Source organism: Staphylococcus pseudintermedius (assembly GCF_034042775.1).
In the GTDB taxonomy this organism is placed as follows: domain Bacteria; phylum Bacillota; class Bacilli; order Staphylococcales; family Staphylococcaceae; genus Staphylococcus; species Staphylococcus pseudintermedius.
This window is the reverse complement of sequence record NZ_CP120150.1, coordinates 1,911,845-1,929,260: the sequence shown is the minus strand read 5'-3', so window position 1 is coordinate 1,929,260 and position 17,416 is coordinate 1,911,845. Positions and strand designations below refer to the sequence as shown.

Here is a 17,416-nt window from a genome sequence, read left to right as displayed (position 1 = left end):
CATTTTTTAAGTCCGATTCATCCCTATTATTAACGGTTGAATCATCATTAATTGATAAAAGTTCATGAAAGGGTAGAAACTGGGAAACCTTAATGCGCCATCCCCTTTTCCTATGATAAAAGAAAATAATAATAATCAAAGTTTTTATGCCTCATCCTTCTCACGTTTTCTCTTTTTGAACAAAGATACCACAACATTACGTAAGAGTAGTAAAACTAAAAAGTCAATAGGAACTTGTACTGCGGTTGTACTGAATCATTGCAAGAAGACGCAAACTAAAAAGAGCAATAACCTCAAAATCAAATAAGTGAAAATAAGCTTGAGTATTCTATCCCCTCATATGAAAATGTTACTATGATATTATAACGAAATTTGTATTTATGTAATCATAAAGATTTAATAATCAAAAGAACATTCCAAAATATAAAATCAATATAAAGAAACGGCTAGGACACAAATACTCCTAGCCGTTTCTTTATATTGATTAGACAAGATGCGCTATCTCTATAATTTTGTACCTTTCATGTCTTCTTTAATTTCATCCAGCTTCAATCGTTTAGAAGCGGGTGTTTTGAGGTTATACGCTGCTTTCAATACGAGATGACTTGCTAAAGGACCTGTAATAAATACAAAGACAATCCCGATAATTAATTGAAAGTTGACGTAGCCTTCTTTACCGATGAAATAAATAAATGTCCCGGTTAATAACAACATTGCGCCAAGTGTTGAAGCTTTACCCGCAGCATGCGCACGAGAGTAGACATCATCGAGACGTATCATTCCAATGGCTGCGAGGGCACTAAATAACGCACCGACGATAACAAGAATCAAACCGATACTAATCGTGATCGTTTCTGTCATGTTCAATCACCTGACCTTTATCCATAAATTTGGCGAACACGGCTGTACCTAAAAAGGCTAAAATCCCAATTAAAAGAATCGCTACAATCATATAATGTGTACCTAAAATAATTGAGAACAATCCGATGACCGCCATTAACTGAATGCCAATCGCATCTAATGCCACGACACGATCTGGCAATGTAGGACCAAGAATCACACGGACAAGCATTGCTAAAATCGATAAAACGACGATGACTAAAGCAATAATGATGAAAATATCATAGTTCATTACGATTCGCCCACCTCTCTCACTGCTTTTTCAAGAGAGCCTTTAATTCCAGCAACTTCTTCTTCTTTTGTCGAGAAGTTTAAACAGTGAATATATAAACGTTTCATATCATCATTAACCCCGATGACGACAGTACCAGGTGTTAATGTGATTAAATTTGATAATAACGCGACTTGCCAAGGGTGCTCTAAGTCTGTTTCATAAACGAAAAAAGCAGATTCATTTTTAATGCGTGGTTGAAGGATAATACGCAATACATCAATATTCGCTTTGATGAGTTCGAGTAAAAAGACAAATACGAGTTTAATGACTTTGTATAGCGTAATCACGTAAAAGCGTCCAGGTAATAGTTTACGCATTAAAAATACAAGTAATAAAGCGAAAAGATATCCTAAGACGAAAGCGTTCATCGTATAACTGTCAGAGACGAACAGCCAAAATATCGCTAAAAATAAATTGATGACGATTTGTATTGCCATATTACTGCACCCCCAATACGCTATGAATATACGTGTCTGGTTGATAGAATGACTTCGCAGCTTCTGCAACGATTGGATACAGTTGTCCTGCTGTCAGACCAAAGACCACCGAAATAACGACTGCTAAAACACTCACGGCTAATAAACCGCGGTGATGTAAGCGTGGGTTGTACACATAGCCGTAACTTTTACCAAAGAAACCACGTAAAAAGATGTTGATAACTGAATAAAGTACAACTAGGCTTGAAAGCAGTACGATTATACCTGTCGCATAGAATCCTTCTTCAAATGCAGCTTGCACGATGTAAAGTTTGCCATAAAAACCACTTAATGGCGGAATCCCAGCTAAACTTAATGCCGCAATGAAAAATGTCCAACCTAATAATGGATAATGATGAATCAGACCACCAAATTTACGTAAGTCCGTTGTTTTCGTAATTTTAAACATAATCCCAATCAGGAAAAATAGCGCGGCTTTAATTAACATATCGTGAAGGGTGTAGTAAATAGCACCGACCATACCTGATTCGTTCATTAAGCCCACACCAACTAAAATGACGCCAATTGCAATCATAATGTTGTATAAAATAATACGCTTCGTATCACGGAAACCGACTGCACCGACTGAACCAAAAATAATGGTTAACAATGCGAGTGCTAAAATCGTGTAGTGTGAGAAAGTCAATGTATCATGGAAGAATAAACTCATGACACGTGCAATCGCATAAACGCCGACTTTTGTAAGTAGGGCACCGAAAAACGCAATAATGGCAAATGGTGGCGCATAGTAAGCCCCTGGTAACCAGACATACATTGGGAAGACCCCAGCTTTTGTCGCAAATACAAAGATGAATAAAATAAATGCGACACTGAGTAAACCTGGATGATCTTCAGAAAGGGTATTTAATTTTAGACTAATGTCCGCCAAGTTCAATGTACCGACGATAGAGTATAAAATACCGACCGCCATGACGAAAAAGGCAGAAGAGACGACGTTCACTAACAAGTATTTAACACTTTCTTGAAGTTGAATTTTAGTGCCACCAATCACCATTAAGCTATAAGATGACATTAAAAATACTTCGAAAAAGACGAATAAGTTAAAGATATCGCCTGTAATAAATGCACCGTTAATCCCTGTGAGCATCATCATGACTGTGAAATAGTAATAATATGTTTCACGATGTAACCCAATCGACTGGTACGAAAATAAAATAATCAGTAACGTAATAATAATGCTAGTTGTCACGAGAAGGGCACTAAATAAATCGAGTACGAAAACGATACTATAGGGTGCCTCCCATGACCCCAATCTTAAAACAATCGGATGACCGCTTTGCCATACGTTCACTAAATTCCATATCGAAAATGCTAACGTGACAAGCGTTCCAGTTAATGCGATGTAACGTTTAATAAAAGGTCGGAGTCCACTGACAATTAACAGAATCGCTGTCATAATTGGGACAACTAACACCATAATGATTAAGTTTTCATTCATCATCTTCTTGTGGCACTCCTTTCATTCTTTCTACGTTGTCTGTTCCTAATTCTTTATAACTTCTGAAAGCGAGTACTAAGAAAAAGGCAGTAACCGCAAATGAAATAACAATCGCTGTTAAAATTAATGCTTGTGGGATCGGATCTACATAATCAGAAACGCCTTTTTCATAAATAGGGACGTTCCCGTTTTTAAGTCCACCCATTGTTAAAATAAATAAGTTTGCAGCGTGTGATAATAATGTTGTACCGATAATAATTCTGATCAAACTTTTAGAAAGAATGAGGTACACACTGATGGAAGTTAACAAGCCGCAAACGACGATTAAAACAATTTCCATTACTCATTCTCTCCAATCGTTAGAATAATTGTAAGCACTGTGCCGATAACGACAAAAAGGACGCCGGTATCGAAAATCACAGCTGTATGCACATGCATCGGTTGTAACAATGGCAACGGAATATCCACAGACGTATGTGTGAAGAAGTTTTTACCATATGTCCAACTAAGCATAGGTGCACCGACACAAAACGTTAAGCCTACAGCAATTAACTTTTTGAAATCCCACGGGAAAACTTTACGCAATGTTTTAACGTCAAATGCCACTGCAATTATGACGAGTGCACTTGAGACGAGTAAACCACCGATAAAGCCGCCCCCTGGTGTATAATGTCCAGCTAAGAAAAGTGAGAAGCCGAACATCATAATTAAGAAAAAGATAATTAATGATGAATACTGCGCAATTAAATCATTTTTCTGTCTGTTCAACTTTCTCAACCCTTTCATAACCGTTTTTATGTTTCGCACGTAATTTAATTAATGTGTAAATGCCCATACCTGCAATACCGAGTACAGATGATTCGAACAATGTATCGGTACCACGGAAGTCGACAAGTATCACGTTCACCATGTTTTTACCTTCAGCTAAGTCATACACATGTGCTTTGTAGAATTCACTAATAGATTCGAAGTGGCGGTTGCCGTATGCGATTAAACCTAACACAATCACCACTGCACCGACCCCAATAGAAATGATCATATTAACGACACGATAGCGTACAGATTCGTTGTAACGACTCATATTAGGCAAGTGATAGAAACAAAGTAAGAACAATGCCGTTGAAATCGTTTCTACGACGAATTGAGTTAAGGCAAGGTCAGGCGCATTAAAGAAAATAAAGAAAATCGCCATAGAGTATCCGACAGCACTTAACATGATAATGCTGAACAATCGTGAACGCGCAAAAATAATCATAATCGCCGCAATCGTAATCGTAATTACTGATACAAATTCATAAAGTCTGATAGGCGAAACTTTCATAAAGTCAACTGTGAAAGGTACGAAAATCAGTGTCACAAAAGTAAGGACAATCATCATGAAAAAGATAATGACTAAATTGTTGCGATTGAAACCTGTCATATAAGTACGCGTAATTTGTGTCGCGTAGTACGGCGTGTAACGTCCTGTTTGGTTATACCAATGATTTAAGGTCAATGCGTTTGGAATACCTCTTAGTATTGGTACCCAACGTTTGGCCGTCAATATGAGTACAGCACCGACAACATAAATGACTAAAGTTGCGATAAGTGCTGGTGTGAAGCCGTGCCATAAATGGAATGACGCACTCACTTCATTGGTGTTCGCAATGGATTTAACTGCAGGTTCAACGAGTGGTGCAGAGACAATACTAGGGAATAATCCGATCAAAATGACTAAACCGGCTAAAATCGCTGGTGAAATATTCATCAGTATTGAAGCTTCATGTGCTTTGTTCGGAAGTACATCAGGTTTGTGATCACCTAAGAAAATTTCCACAATAAATTTAAACGAATATACAAATGTGAAAATACTTCCGACAATCGCGACGATAGGGATTAACAAGCCGACTGTGTTTAAACTAAAAACAGAGGCGTGTGTTACTTCTATCATAGATTCGATAAAGGCTTCCTTAGATAAGAAACCGTTAAATGGGGGCACCCCCGCCATACTTAATGACGTAATGATAGATAAAGTGAATGAAATCGGCATGATCGTCATTAAGCCACCGAGTTTACGAGTATCACGCGTTCCCGTCGCATGGTCCACGGCACCTGTAATCATAAACAGTGCCCCTTTAAATGTTGCGTGGTTGATAAGATGGAAAATCGCTGCACTGTATGCGGCTAGGTATAATTGACTTTCATCGCCTTGGAAATGATAGCTCACTGCACCAATACCGAGCATCGACATAATCATCCCGAGTTGAGAGACAGTTGAAAATGCTAAAATCCCTTTAAGATCTTGTTGTTTCGTCGCATTAAGCGATCCCCAGAAAAGTGTCACGAGACCAAATGCGGTTACAGCCCAAATCCATCCTTGTGACACTGCAAAAATCGGTGTTAAACGGGCAATAAGATAGATACCTGCTTTAACCATTGTTGCAGAATGAAGATATGCACTGACTGGTGTCGGTGCTTCCATCGCATCGGGTAACCAAATGTAAAATGGAAATTGTGCAGATTTTGTCATTGCACCAATAATCACAAAAATCATGGCGAGTAGAAAAATCGGTGACGTTTGAATCTGATCAACGTTATCGATAATGTCACGAATACGCCATGTGCCTGAAGCGAGGTAAAGTAAAATGAAACCACCGAGTAGTGATAAACCACCAAAAACGGTAATCATCATCGACTTCATCGCACCATACAGTGACTTGTCTTTGTGTCGCCAAAAAGAAATCAATAAGAAACTTGAAAATGATGTTAACTCCCAGAAGAAATAAAGGACGAGTAAATTATCAGAGAGGACGACGCCGAGCATCGCACTCATAAACATTAACAAGTAACAATAAAAATGGCCGAGTTGTTCTGATTGGCTTAAATAACTAATTGAATATAGTACAACAAGACTCCCAATGCCAGTAATCAGTAAACTAAAAAGTAAGCCTAGACCATCGACATAAACGTCAAAGTTCATCCCAATTTGTGGCATCCAAGCAGCAGACTGTTCTGTAAATTGCCCGGACATTGTTGGTTTAATATAAGATAAAAAATAAGCAAACAATACGACCGGTATCGGTAAAACAAACCAACCGAGATGGATGCGTTTGTAGTAGCGATACAATATCGGAATGAGTATTGCGAATATTAACGGCAACAGTACCGCCATATGTAACCAACTCATAAATTGCCCTCCTTTAAAAACTACGATAAATCTATTATACATGATTGTGAAACGTCTGAAAAACATGGTTATACATAGATGCGTCTAGATTTCAATCACTTTTAAATAAGAAGAAACACGTCAATATTATGAAAAATTTGTTTTATATTGGCGTGCATAATCTTCTTTAAGTTGCGCCAAACAATTTAAGGATGCATGCGCAAAAGGGGTATCCATTTCTTGTAATTGATGTTCGAGTGTAGTAATCGCACGTTGCAGAGTCACTGTATACTCTTCAATGTCACCTTCAAAAGGTTTTAAGCGACTTGGAGACGTAAATCTTTTTTCATAGAGACTTAACGCTTTTCGTTCATGGAAAAAGACTCCTTCAACTTCATTTGGATTGTGGAGGTCGCCTTGTTTCGGGTGTTTAATCACTTGTAGCACTTTGACTAATACCTGATCCCCGTTTTCTTCTACGACCTCTACAGCATAGACACCAGTTTTATGTGCAAATCGATAAAGCATGTCAATACCATCCTCTCTCAAATATGTTAAAATAGTTATATACAACAGTTTATCACGAATGGAGTATTAAAAAATGACTAACTATCCACAATTAACGAAAGAAATTCAAGAAAATGAAATTAAAGTCATCATGCATACGAATAAAGGGGACATGACATTAAAGTTATTCCCTGAGATTGCACCTAAAACAGTTCAAAACTTTGTTGAGCTTTCTAAAAAAGGTTACTACGATGGGATCACGTTCCACCGTGTCATCAATGACTTTATGATTCAAGGTGGCGACCCGACTGGTACTGGTATGGGTGGCGAAAGTATTTACGGTGGCCCATTTGAAGATGAATTTTCAATGAACGCGTTTAACTTATACGGTGCGTTATCAATGGCCAATGCAGGTCCAGGTACGAATGGTTCACAATTTTTCATCGTTCAAATGAAAGAAGTGCCTGCACAAATGGTAGACCAACTTGTTGATGGCGGCTGGCCAAAAGAAATCGCCGAAGCATACAAAGAAAAGGGCGGTACACCTTGGTTAGATCAAAAACACACAGTATTCGGTCAATTGATTGAAGGTGAAGATACTTTAGAAGATATCGCAAGTGTTAAAGTCGGTGCACAAGACAAACCAATGTACGATGTTGTCATTGAATCGATTGACATTGAAGAATAATCAATGAATGGAGGTCATCACGTGGCAAATAATGATTTGAATATTCGATTGTATCAATATTTAGCGGATTGGAATCCTATGCAATTTGATGACCCAACAATGGGAGACGCAGAAGTTTACGAAATGATGGATGCAGTACATCAAATAGGCGAGGCAGAAGCCGTTGCACAAGCGTTTCAACAGATTTATCAATTTTCCTTTGACGAAACGTTATCGTATGATGTTTGTTTGGTGAAAGCGACAGAAGCGGTCAACATGCAAACGGAATGCAATATTTCTTAATGAATAGTGAAGTCGGTAAAGATCGAGAGTGATTTTTATCGGCTTTTTCTTTTAGTCTATCAAGTGCTACAGTCTATTTTATTGGAATTTAATTGTAAAAATAGTGTACTTTTTCGTTTTGTGGGTAAAAGAATCTTAAGTGATGGAAGATTCTGTCATATCCAAACAATAGGGGGAATTGTCATGTCGAAAAAGTTATTTAGTATTGATTTAAATAAGAAAATGGACGAACAAGCACATCCAGGACACAATCGTTGGCATCCAGATATTCCAGCAGCATTTTCAGTCGAGCCAGGAGAAACGTTTCGTATGGAATGTTTGGACTGGACAGACGGGCAAATTTCAAACAATGATGATCCGAGTGACATTAAATATGTGAATCTCAATCGTGTTCATGTGTTAAGTGGTCCAGTGTATGTGAATGGTGTCGAACCCGGCGATTTATTAGTCGTTGATATTTTAGATGTCGGTGCCTTTCCAGAACATGAATGGGGCTTTAACGGTATTTTTGACAAGACAAATGGGGGAAGTTTTTTAGTCGATCATTATCCGAATGCACAGAAATCGATTTGGGACTTTCATGGTATTTTTGCATCAAGTCGACACGTACCCGGTGTTGAGTTTGTAGGTGTTATTCATCCGGGTTTAATTGGTGTTGCACCGTCTCAGGACATGTTAGTAGAGTGGAATAGAAGAGAACGCGCACTTGTAGATACTGATCCGAATCATGTGCCACCGCTCGCGAACTTACCGACTGAAGATGCGGTCGTACTTGGCACTTTAAAAGGAAAGAACTTTGATCGTGTCGCTAAAGAAGGTGCGCGTACCGTACCTCCACGCGAAAATGGTGGGAATTGTGATATTAAAAACTTATCCAAAGGTTCGCGAATTTATTTTCCAGTATATGTTGAAGGTGCAAAATTATCAGTAGGTGACTTACATTTTTCACAAGGAGACGGTGAAATTACTTTTTGTGGCGGTATCGAAATGCCTGGATGGATTGATTTGAGAGTGAACGTGATTAAGGAAGGCATGGAAAAGTATCAAATTAAGAAAAATCCAGCGTTTAACCCAAGTCCAGTATTGCCAAACTACTCAGACTATATTGTGTTTGAAGGCATTTCGGTCAATGAATTTTCGGGGAAGCAAACCTATTTAGATGCTAATACAGCCTATCGCAATGCATGTTTAAATGCAATCGAATTTTTAAAAACACGGGGCTTTACTGGTGAGCAAGCCTACATGTTACTCGGATCAGCACCTGTGCAAGGGACTGTTGCAGGCATTGTTGACGTTCCGAACGCATGTTGTACAATCGCCATACCACGAGAAATCTTTAAACCAGGCGTAATACCAGAGAAGGATGCGTTCTAATGCCAAATTACTCTTATACGTGTAGGAACTGTGGTACATTTACAATTCGGCAAAACATTTCAGAGCAACATGAAACTGTACCGTGTCCATCGTGTCATCAAATCGCTAAACGTGAATTTCTCCCATTTCAAACGTACAAAATGGATCATCGTGTTAAACAACGTATCGAAAAAGGCCAGCAGCCACGTCTTGTTAAAAGAGAAGCCTTGCCTAAAAAGCCACCGCGAGCACCACAAGTGACACGACCATGGATGGCAGGTCATTAAAAGAACGTAAAAAAAGAGACGGGGCATCACGCCTCGTCTCTTCTATATTAAATGATTTAGATTACATTTTAACAACGTTTGCTGCTTGTGCACCACGTTCGCCTTCAACGATATCAAAGTCAACATTTTGACCTTCTTCTAAAGATTTGTAGCCATCTCCAACGATTGCTGAGAAATGTACAAATACATCGTCGCCGTTTTCTCTTTCAATAAATCCAAAACCTTTTTCTGCGTTAAACCATTTTACTGTACCGTTATTCATATAGAATACCTCCACGTGCTTTTGCACAAATATTTGCAATAAATTCATTGATTAAAAAAGAGGATATTCTAAACAAATACACTACATTTAAATTCAAGTTCTTTTATTACGATAACCTAACTATACGCTTTTGTTTGCATAAAGTAAAGCATTATTATTTTTCATTTCTTGAAAATAGCAACATAAAACACCTTTGAAGTCGGGCGCACGTAAGCACGAAAAAATTTAAAAAAAGATGGAATTAAGAACTTTTGTCAGCGGATTTTCATGTTTTTGATTGTGGCTGGTCGTGAAAATAAAACAGAATGATAAAAAGAGCAAGTGCACAATAACGATATGGACAATGGAGTTTTTGCGCAGTATATTTAAAATAAAGATAGAGAGAGATTTTTGTGAGGGATGCGTTCCTTAATAAATGTCGGAATATTTTTAAATTTATTTGAGTATCGCATAAGGTGGCTAGCCAAAGCGGGTACTTTGAATTTTACAGACTTACTGATTGAGTTGATTCGAATGCGCAGGGGATCATGCATTTAAAAATCATTTTACATTAATTGTAAGGGAATGAAACAAATGAACATTTTAATGGGAATCTTATTATCACTATTTATTTTTGTCACAGGTGTTCTCTTTATGAAATTTAACAGCACGTTTTGGAATAATCCACTGTTACTCATTTTTAAAAATAGAAATGATGTGAATCAAATAACGGGAAAATCGTTCATAGCTATGAGTCTATTGTATTTCATCATTGCTATCCTATATCATCCGACGATATCGAGTATGGTTGTATTGTACTTAGTTTTAGCCCTCATTGATTTCATTGTCGTTGGTTTGGTGATTCATTCGAAAAATAGAAAAAATATTAAAGTACAGTAACTTTATAAAAATCAGTAAAGGGACTTAAAGTTCACAAAACATGAATTTTGAGTACCTTTTTTTATAGTTGATCTTTCGGTAAAATGGGGGGTAAATCACATAATAGAGTGATGAAATTAAAACAAAATGTGCTACTCATTCGTCATCACAATGTTTTCCACTGTTTTTTTAGAGATAGCAGAGAATTGCTCTCGTGTTGAGATAAAACGAGATGGACAACTAAAAAGTAACAACCGACTGAGTGGTCTATTAATGAATCGAGGAAAATATCCATCCATGTCAATTTTTACTATTAATAATAAGGACTCAGCTCTAGCTATCTTGCTACTGTCACCGCGCTGTATATGTAACCCCAAAGAACTCAAACCGCACAACTCCCAAAAAAAGCCAAATAAAAAAGCCAATGCACAAACTGTACATTGACCTCAAGCGTTATTTAGACTCATATTTCATCTTCTTTTTGGACTGTTTCACCCAATATGGCAAACGTTCCTCTAATGTTCGAAACCCATATTTCTCAGTTTCCTGAATTTCATCCAATACTGAATATTTACCTTTCTTACGCTCATAATTTTTAAAATAATCATTATCCTTCAGAGATAAATTTAATTTTCCGTTGTGATCAATCGAGATGATTTTAGCTTTTACAGTTTGACCTGGTGACAAAAGCTTCTTTAAATTATGTACATAATCATCCATGATTTCGGATATATGAATGAGTCCTTCAGTACTGTCAGGGGTCTCGACGAAAGCGCCGTAGGGTTGAATACCAGTCACGCGTACTTTGACATGTTGCCCAACACGATACTGTCTTTTCAACATTCATAACCCCTTATCGATTAGTTTTTAACATTTTTATCATAGCACATCTTTGAAGAAACTCCTAACCATTCGTAATTCGAAATTGATTTTTTAACGCTCACGAAGAATTGTATATGAAGGGCACTGGATTGTTACGGATTTATGTTATAAAAGTATCGTGAAAAGTGATTAGTTTGCTAGAGAAAGACTATTGCAAAAACAAGGTTAAAAAGGCTATAATGGCTTATAAATGAAAGCGCTTAATCAATATCGATTGACTCAAAATGATTCGAGCATGTGAGTACCTCATGGCATGTGACACGAACGGTTTTTAGGTTGATACAAATAGTGTTTTCTTTTACAAATATGTCATAAATATGTCATGATAGATGTAAGGGTTTTCTTATTATAAACAAAGGAGGATTTTTAAATGATTCCATATCAACACGAACCATTTACAGATTTTACGAAAGAGGAAAATCGCGAGGCTTATTTTCGTGCATTAGAAAAAGTTGAAGGTGAACTCGGGAAAGATTATCCACTCATTATTGGTGGAGAGCGCGTATTCACTGAAGATAAAACACGTGTTTACAATCCTTCAAATCGCGAAGAAACAATCGGGTATGTTTCAAAAGCAACGAAAGAACATGCACAACAAGCGTTAGATGCAGCGAAAGAAGCGTTTAAATCTTGGAGAAAAGTAGATCCAAAAGTACGCGCAAATATTTTATTCAGAGCTGCTGAAATTACACGTAAACGTAAGCATGAATTCTCTGCATTACTTTCAAAAGAAGGTGGTAAACCTTGGAAAGAGGCAGATGCAGATACAGCAGAAGCGATTGACTTTATGGAATATTATGGTCGTCAAATGCTTGAACTTAAAGACGGTAAACATGTAAACAGTCGTCCTGGTGAATACAATCAGTTTGACTACTTACCTGTAGGTGTCAGTGTTGTTATTTCTCCATGGAACTTTGCCTATGCGATTATGGCGGGTACAACGTCAGCACCACTTGTAACAGGAAACACAGTATTATTAAAACCATCTTCTAATACACCAATTATTTCTTATAAATTTATGGAAGTTTTAGAAGAAGCTGGTTTACCAAAAGGGGTTGTGAACTGGATTCCTGGTTCTTCAAGTGAAATTGGTGACTTCTTAATTGAAAACAAAGATGTGGGCCTCATTTCATTTACAGGTTCTAAAAAAGTCGGTAAAGAAATTATCCAAAAAGCATCTGTCATTCAAGAAGGTCAAAATCATATTAAACGTGTCATTGCTGAAATGGGTGGTAAGGATGCGATTATCGTCGACAACGAAGCGGATTTACAAGTTGCGACAGATGCTATTGTCTACTCAGCGTTCGGTTTCTCTGGCCAAAAATGTTCAGCATGTTCACGTGTTATCGCGCATCAAGACATTTATGATGAATTGTTAGAGCGCGTTAAAGAAGCAACTGAAAAAATTAAAGTAGGTAATGCTGCAGAGCCAGATACGTATGTCGGACCAGTCATTGACCAAAAATCTTTAGACAAAATTAAAAACTACATCGAAATTGGTAAAGGTGAAGGCCGTCTTGTAACAGGTGGTAATACAGATGAAGCAGTCGGTAACTTTGTCTATCCAACTATCTTTGCTGATTTAGATCCAAATTCACGCGTGATGCAAGAAGAAATTTTCGGACCAGTTGTCGGTTTCACTAAAGTTAAAGACTTTGATGAAGCAATTGATGTCGCAAATGATACAGAATACGGTTTAACAGGTGCCGTGATTTCAAACAACCGTATGAAGTTAGAACAAGCGCGTCGTGACTTTATGGTCGGCAACCTTTACTTTAACCGTGGCTGTACAGGTGCAGTTGTCGGTTACCAACCATTTGGTGGCTTCAAAATGTCAGGTACAGACTCAAAAGCAGGCGGACCAGACTACTTAGTATTACACATGCAAGGTCGTTCAGTATCAGAACATCTATAATGATGAATTAAATAACACAAATGTACAGGACATAATGTATTGTACTGATGTAGGGTAAATCATTTGTAAGTATCGTTCACTACTTGAATGACAGGTGTTGAGTGATGCGAATAATCGATTTGCCCTACACTTTCATGTGAAGAGATGTACGTATTGTATTTAAGGAGGAGATTGCATGGTAACAAAATCTGAAGAAATCATTGAAAAAACGAATCATTATGGAGCGCACAACTACTTACCGCTTCCAATCGTGATTGCCGAAGCTGAAGGGGTATGGGTGAAAGACCCAGAAGGCAATCGTTACATGGACATGTTGGCTGCATATTCAGCAGTCAATCAAGGGCATCGTCACCCTAAAATCATTCAAGCTGTTAAAGAACAAGCGGATCGCGTGACACTTGTTTCACGTGCTTTCCATAGTGACAATTTAGGCGAATGGTATGAAAAAATCTGCAAATTATCAGGTAAAGAGAAAGCCTTACCGATGAATACAGGTGCAGAAGCGGTAGAAACAGCATTAAAAGCTGCGCGTCGTTGGGCGTATGAAGTAAAAGGTATAAAACCAAACGAAGCTGAAATTATTGCGATGGTCGGTAACTTCCACGGACGAACAATGGCACCAGTATCACTTTCATCAGAAAAAGAATATCAACGTGGTTATGGTCCACTGCTAGAAGGTTTTCAAAATGTTGAGTTTGGTAACATTGATAGTTTAAAAGCCGCCATTAATGAAAATACTGCTGCTGTGCTGATTGAGCCGATTCAAGGTGAAGCAGGGATTAACATTCCACCAGAAGGCTATTTAAAAGCAGTGCGTGAACTGTGTGACGAACATAACGTATTATTCATTGCAGACGAAATTCAAGCTGGTTTAGGTCGTACTGGTAAGTTATTCGCGACAGACTGGGATGGTGTGAAACCAGATGTTTATATTTTAGGTAAAGCACTCGGAGGCGGTGTATTACCTATCTCAGTTGTACTTGCGGATAAAGAAGTACTGGATGTCTTTACACCAGGTTCACATGGTTCGACTTTCGGAGGGAATCCGTTAGCATGTGCCGCTTCACTAGCTGCACTCGAGGTGATTGTTGATGAAGACTTACCAGGGCGCTCACTTGAACTCGGTGAATATTTCAAAAATGCATTACTTGAAATTGATCACCCGGCGATTAAAGAAGTACGTGGTCGTGGTCTCTTTATCGGTGTGGAATTGCATGAAGATGCACGTCCTTATTGTGAACGACTTAAAGATGAAGGACTTTTATGTAAAGAAACACACGATACAGTCATTCGATTTGCACCCCCATTAGTCATCACAAAAGAAGAGTTAGATTTTGCGATTGAAAAAGTGAAAAAGGTGTTCGCACAGGGGTAAAAAGTTAAACGTTTAATTTGAGCGGAAAGCACTTTAAAATAAAAATGCTTATGTTACAATACGAATGTAAGCGAAAACAATAGTAGGAAAAAGAGGCGAAATGGATCATGGCTGAAAAAAATAATTTAGTGACGTCAACGCAAGGCATCATTAAGGAAGCAATGCATAAATTAGGCTTTGATGATGGCATGTATGAACTTATCAAAGAACCTTTAAGATTTTTGACAGTACGTATTCCAGTAAAAATGGACGATGGTACAGTAAAAACATTTACAGGTTACCGTGCACAACATAACGATGCAGTGGGACCAACTAAAGGTGGGGTACGTTTCCACCCAGATGTTGATGAGGAAGAAGTAAAAGCATTGTCAATGTGGATGACATTAAAATGCGGTATTGTCGACTTACCATACGGTGGTGGTAAAGGGGGGATCGTTTGTGACCCACGTCAAATGAGTATTCATGAGGTTGAGCGTTTATCTCGTGGTTATGTGCGTGCGATTTCACAAATTGTTGGACCGACAAAAGACATTCCAGCGCCAGACGTATTTACAAACTCTCAAATTATGGCATGGATGATGGATGAATATAGCCAAATGGACGAATTTAACTCTCCAGGCTTTATTACAGGTAAACCTATCGTATTAGGAGGTTCACAAGGACGTGACCGCTCAACAGCATTAGGTGTCGTTATCGCCATTGAAGAAGCTGCAAAACGTCGTGGTAAATCCATTGAAGGTTCACGTATTGTCATTCAAGGTTTCGGTAATGCAGGTAGCTTCTTAGCGAAATTTTTGTACGATAAAGGTGCGAAAATTGTAGGTATTTCAGATGCTTACGGTGCACTTCATGACCCAGAAGGATTGGATATCGACTACTTATTAGATCGCCGTGACAGTTTTGGTACGGTGACAAACTTATTTGAAGATACGATTTCAAACAAAGAGCTATTTGAATTAGATTGTGATATTTTAGTCCCAGCAGCCATTGCGAACCAAATTACTGCAGACAACGCAGCAGACATTAAAGCTGAAATTGTTGTAGAAGCAGCTAACGGACCAACAACGCCTGAAGCAACAAAAATTTTAACTGAACGTGGTATTTTATTAGTGCCAGACGTGCTTGCAAGTGCTGGTGGTGTAACAGTTTCATACTTTGAATGGGTACAAAATAATACAGGTTATTATTGGACAGAAGATGAAGTCAATGAAAAGTTACGCGAAAAATTAGTGAATGCGTTCGACACGATTTATACTTTATCTGAAAATCGCAAAATTGACATGCGTTTAGCAGCCTACATTGTCGGCATTAAACGTACAGCAGAAGCGGCACGTTACCGCGGATGGGCATAAGAGAAAAAGAGATGAATAAGCAGAGACGCTATGTGTGCGTTTCTGCTTTTTTAATTACATTGAAATACATTGAAAACTAGCATTTAGGTAAAATATCGAGGAGTGCACAACAATGGATAGAAGTACGTTCACACTTATTATTGCAACTATTTTTTCAGTAGTGGGCATTGCTTTTGCGATGGATCACGAATGATTGATTGCAGCATTGTTCATCTTGATCGCCGTGATTTACGTCATTAAAGGCATCAATTGCATCAAAAGTTTTTATGTCTCGTCGCCTATTCTGTATGTTTAGCAATGAAACATCCTTTATTATTGAATTAACGCGTGATATAGGTCGGGATAGTTCGTGAAAACGCCAGTGACCCCATATTGATTTAAACGCGCCATTGTTTTTTGATCGTTAACGGTATATGGATGGATGTAAAAGCCTTGTTGACGTAATGTGCGGGTATTTTGAGCAGTTAGATCATGATAATCTGGGCCTACACCCACCGCGTAACTTTGAATTTTTTTCAAGTCAGCATTAGACTGTCGTGGAAGTTCGCCTCTTTCTAACAATTGTACAAGTGGAATACGCGGGTTTTCGTGATGAACCTTTTTGAGGCTGTCTCTTGAAAATGATTGAATAACTACTTTACCGTTACGCAAATTCTTTTTACAGTCGAGCCCATATTGATGTAATTGGCGGAGCAGTTGTTCCTCCATGCTTGGATAAACATCGGGTGATTTCGTTTCGATGTAATAATTGACACTTGTGCCATAACGGCTGAAGATTTCATCAAGTGTTGGAACTTGTTGACCGACATATTGTGGGTTTTGGTACTTTGGATATTTTTGGTTGAACCATGAACCGGCATCTAACTGTTTTAATTCAGCAAGTGTATAGTGATCGACACGGCCGGTTCCATTTGTAGTACGGTTTACTTTATCATCATGCATGGCGACTAAATGACCGTCTTTAGTCATTTGTAAATCAAGTTCTAAATAATCGGCATGCATTTCATAAAGGCTTTTATCGTAAGACGCAAAAGTATGTTCCGGTGCATAACCACTTGCGCCACGATGTCCGATATTCACATAAGGTTTGTTCAAGACATTATGTTGGCTTGGAGAGAGGGGTGTCGCTTGATGATGGGCATGATTTTGAGGTGAATTGGCATTTGCGCTATCAACAAGTGCGCTTGAACCAGCAAGCAGTGTTCCAATTAAAACAGTTGATGCGAAAAGGTGTGATGCAGCTTTCATTTTGACGCCTCCTTAGTATGATAGATTAATTTCAGCATATACAAAATTCAAAAAAATGGCAACACTCTTAATTAAGAAATTACTTTATCTTTATGTTTGAAATGATTGCGACATATTCAATTAAAATGGCAGGATGTGAATGGTGTTAAATGA

General features: G+C 38.1%; 19 protein-coding genes. 8 read left to right on the top strand and 11 right to left on the bottom strand.

Going from position 1 to position 17,416, the window contains the following annotated elements; genetic code table 11:
- Positions 1-504: 504 nt before the first annotated feature.
- The 8 genes from P3U61_RS09055 to kapB form a co-directional block, all read right to left on the bottom strand.
- Positions 505-861: a Na+/H+ antiporter subunit G1 gene (locus tag P3U61_RS09055; protein ID WP_014614420.1), complete on the bottom strand. Its 357-nt coding sequence runs from the start codon at positions 859-861 to the stop codon at positions 505-507.
- Positions 839-1,132, bottom strand: coding sequence for a Na(+)/H(+) antiporter subunit F1 (locus P3U61_RS09050; RefSeq protein ID WP_014614419.1), 294 nt, complete (start codon positions 1,130-1,132; stop codon positions 839-841). Before P3U61_RS09050 ends, P3U61_RS09055 begins: the two co-directional genes overlap by 23 nt.
- On the bottom strand, positions 1,132-1,611 hold the full coding sequence (locus tag P3U61_RS09045) for a Na+/H+ antiporter subunit E (protein ID WP_014614418.1): 480 nt from the start codon (positions 1,609-1,611) through the stop codon (positions 1,132-1,134). Before P3U61_RS09045 ends, P3U61_RS09050 begins: the two co-directional genes overlap by 1 nt.
- A 1-nt stretch (position 1,612) precedes the next feature.
- Entirely contained in the window at positions 1,613-3,112 is a 1,500-nt protein-coding gene (locus P3U61_RS09040) for a Na+/H+ antiporter subunit D (protein WP_014614417.1), read from the bottom strand.
- A complete protein-coding gene (gene mnhC1, locus P3U61_RS09035) occupies positions 3,102-3,449 on the bottom strand; it encodes a Na+/H+ antiporter Mnh1 subunit C (RefSeq protein ID WP_014614416.1) in 348 nt (115 codons plus the stop codon). Before mnhC1 ends, P3U61_RS09040 begins: the two co-directional genes overlap by 11 nt.
- A complete protein-coding gene (locus tag P3U61_RS09030) occupies positions 3,449-3,895 on the bottom strand; it encodes a Na(+)/H(+) antiporter subunit B (protein ID WP_014614415.1) in 447 nt (148 codons plus the stop codon). The genes mnhC1 and P3U61_RS09030 overlap by 1 nt, the downstream gene beginning before the upstream one ends.
- A complete protein-coding gene (locus P3U61_RS09025; protein WP_014614414.1) occupies positions 3,858-6,275 on the bottom strand; it encodes a Na+/H+ antiporter subunit A in 2,418 nt (805 codons plus the stop codon). Before P3U61_RS09025 ends, P3U61_RS09030 begins: the two co-directional genes overlap by 38 nt.
- Before the next feature lie 126 nt (positions 6,276-6,401).
- Positions 6,402-6,782: a sporulation phosphorelay system protein KapB gene (gene kapB, locus P3U61_RS09020; RefSeq protein ID WP_014614413.1), complete on the bottom strand. Its 381-nt coding sequence runs from the start codon at positions 6,780-6,782 to the stop codon at positions 6,402-6,404.
- 73 nt (positions 6,783-6,855) lie between these two features.
- Here kapB and P3U61_RS09015 point away from each other — a divergent pair, with 73 nt between their 5' ends.
- From P3U61_RS09015 to P3U61_RS09000, 4 genes are all read left to right on the top strand, one after another.
- Complete coding sequence (locus tag P3U61_RS09015; RefSeq protein ID WP_014614412.1) at positions 6,856-7,449, top strand: peptidylprolyl isomerase; 594 nt, start codon at positions 6,856-6,858, stop codon at positions 7,447-7,449.
- Between the two features lie 21 nt (positions 7,450-7,470).
- Complete coding sequence (locus P3U61_RS09010) at positions 7,471-7,731, top strand: DUF1871 family protein (protein WP_014614411.1); 261 nt, start codon at positions 7,471-7,473, stop codon at positions 7,729-7,731.
- A 183-nt stretch (positions 7,732-7,914) separates the two neighbouring features.
- A complete protein-coding gene (fmdA, locus tag P3U61_RS09005; RefSeq protein WP_037543542.1) occupies positions 7,915-9,105 on the top strand; it encodes a formamidase in 1,191 nt (396 codons plus the stop codon).
- Positions 9,105-9,371 (top strand): FmdB family zinc ribbon protein, encoded by a 267-nt coding sequence (locus P3U61_RS09000; protein ID WP_014614409.1) that lies wholly within the window; start codon positions 9,105-9,107, stop codon positions 9,369-9,371. Before fmdA ends, P3U61_RS09000 begins: the two co-directional genes overlap by 1 nt.
- Positions 9,372-9,432: 61 nt before the next feature.
- Here P3U61_RS09000 and P3U61_RS08995 read toward each other — a convergent pair whose 3' ends face one another.
- Positions 9,433-9,633 carry a cold-shock protein gene (locus tag P3U61_RS08995; RefSeq protein WP_014614408.1) on the bottom strand — a complete coding sequence of 67 codons (201 nt, stop codon included), beginning with the start codon at positions 9,631-9,633 and terminating at the stop codon, positions 9,433-9,435.
- A gap of 633 nt (positions 9,634-10,266) precedes the next feature.
- Here P3U61_RS08995 and P3U61_RS08990 point away from each other — a divergent pair.
- Positions 10,267-10,512, top strand: coding sequence for a hypothetical protein (locus P3U61_RS08990; protein ID WP_014614407.1), 246 nt, complete (start codon positions 10,267-10,269; stop codon positions 10,510-10,512).
- Between the two features lie 432 nt (positions 10,513-10,944).
- On the opposite strand, the gene ygs is transcribed toward P3U61_RS08990, so the two are convergent.
- Entirely contained in the window at positions 10,945-11,334 is a 390-nt protein-coding gene (ygs, locus tag P3U61_RS08985) for a S1 domain-containing post-transcriptional regulator Ygs (RefSeq protein ID WP_014614406.1), read from the bottom strand.
- A 409-nt stretch (positions 11,335-11,743) separates the two neighbouring features.
- Between ygs and pruA the strand changes: the two genes are divergently transcribed.
- From pruA to P3U61_RS08970, 3 genes are all read left to right on the top strand, one after another.
- Positions 11,744-13,288 carry an L-glutamate gamma-semialdehyde dehydrogenase gene (gene pruA, locus P3U61_RS08980; protein WP_014614405.1) on the top strand — a complete coding sequence of 515 codons (1,545 nt, stop codon included), beginning with the start codon at positions 11,744-11,746 and terminating at the stop codon, positions 13,286-13,288.
- A 175-nt stretch (positions 13,289-13,463) separates the two neighbouring features.
- A complete protein-coding gene (locus P3U61_RS08975) occupies positions 13,464-14,663 on the top strand; it encodes an ornithine--oxo-acid transaminase (RefSeq protein WP_096533207.1) in 1,200 nt (399 codons plus the stop codon).
- Positions 14,664-14,770: 107 nt separating this feature from the next.
- A complete protein-coding gene (locus tag P3U61_RS08970; protein WP_014614403.1) occupies positions 14,771-16,015 on the top strand; it encodes a Glu/Leu/Phe/Val family dehydrogenase in 1,245 nt (414 codons plus the stop codon).
- Positions 16,016-16,327: 312 nt separating this feature from the next.
- On the opposite strand, the gene P3U61_RS08965 is transcribed toward P3U61_RS08970, so the two are convergent.
- The gene (locus P3U61_RS08965; protein WP_096533208.1) at positions 16,328-17,263 is read right to left on the bottom strand and encodes a glycerophosphodiester phosphodiesterase; all 936 of its coding nucleotides are present in this window, start codon (positions 17,261-17,263) and stop codon (positions 16,328-16,330) included.
- Positions 17,264-17,416 lie beyond the last annotated feature (153 nt).

What these genes read in the sequence shown, in the direction of transcription:
- P3U61_RS09055 (WP_014614420.1), bottom strand. Translation starts at nt 861, where the DNA reads ATGACAGAAACGATCACGATTAGTATCGGTTTGATTCTTGTTATCGTC.
- P3U61_RS09050 (WP_014614419.1), bottom strand. Translation starts at nt 1,132, where the DNA reads ATGAACTATGATATTTTCATCATTATTGCTTTAGTCATCGTCGTTTTA.
- P3U61_RS09045 (WP_014614418.1), bottom strand. Translation starts at nt 1,611, where the DNA reads ATGGCAATACAAATCGTCATCAATTTATTTTTAGCGATATTTTGGCTG.
- P3U61_RS09040 (WP_014614417.1), bottom strand. Translation starts at nt 3,112, where the DNA reads ATGATGAATGAAAACTTAATCATTATGGTGTTAGTTGTCCCAATTATG.
- mnhC1 (WP_014614416.1), bottom strand. Translation starts at nt 3,449, where the DNA reads ATGGAAATTGTTTTAATCGTCGTTTGCGGCTTGTTAACTTCCATCAGT.
- P3U61_RS09030 (WP_014614415.1), bottom strand. Translation starts at nt 3,895, where the DNA reads ATGAAAGGGTTGAGAAAGTTGAACAGACAGAAAAATGATTTAATTGCG.
- P3U61_RS09025 (WP_014614414.1), bottom strand. Translation starts at nt 6,275, where the DNA reads ATGAGTTGGTTACATATGGCGGTACTGTTGCCGTTAATATTCGCAATA.
- kapB (WP_014614413.1), bottom strand. Translation starts at nt 6,782, where the DNA reads ATGCTTTATCGATTTGCACATAAAACTGGTGTCTATGCTGTAGAGGTC.
- P3U61_RS09015 (WP_014614412.1), top strand. Translation starts at nt 6,856, where the DNA reads ATGACTAACTATCCACAATTAACGAAAGAAATTCAAGAAAATGAAATT.
- fmdA (WP_037543542.1), top strand. Translation starts at nt 7,915, where the DNA reads ATGTCGAAAAAGTTATTTAGTATTGATTTAAATAAGAAAATGGACGAA.
- P3U61_RS09000 (WP_014614409.1), top strand. Translation starts at nt 9,105, where the DNA reads ATGCCAAATTACTCTTATACGTGTAGGAACTGTGGTACATTTACAATT.
- P3U61_RS08995 (WP_014614408.1), bottom strand. Translation starts at nt 9,633, where the DNA reads ATGAATAACGGTACAGTAAAATGGTTTAACGCAGAAAAAGGTTTTGGA.
- P3U61_RS08990 (WP_014614407.1), top strand. Translation starts at nt 10,267, where the DNA reads ATGAAATTTAACAGCACGTTTTGGAATAATCCACTGTTACTCATTTTT.
- ygs (WP_014614406.1), bottom strand. Translation starts at nt 11,334, where the DNA reads ATGTTGAAAAGACAGTATCGTGTTGGGCAACATGTCAAAGTACGCGTG.
- pruA (WP_014614405.1), top strand. Translation starts at nt 11,744, where the DNA reads ATGATTCCATATCAACACGAACCATTTACAGATTTTACGAAAGAGGAA.
- P3U61_RS08975 (WP_096533207.1), top strand. Translation starts at nt 13,464, where the DNA reads ATGGTAACAAAATCTGAAGAAATCATTGAAAAAACGAATCATTATGGA.
- P3U61_RS08970 (WP_014614403.1), top strand. Translation starts at nt 14,771, where the DNA reads ATGGCTGAAAAAAATAATTTAGTGACGTCAACGCAAGGCATCATTAAG.
- P3U61_RS08965 (WP_096533208.1), bottom strand. Translation starts at nt 17,263, where the DNA reads ATGAAAGCTGCATCACACCTTTTCGCATCAACTGTTTTAATTGGAACA.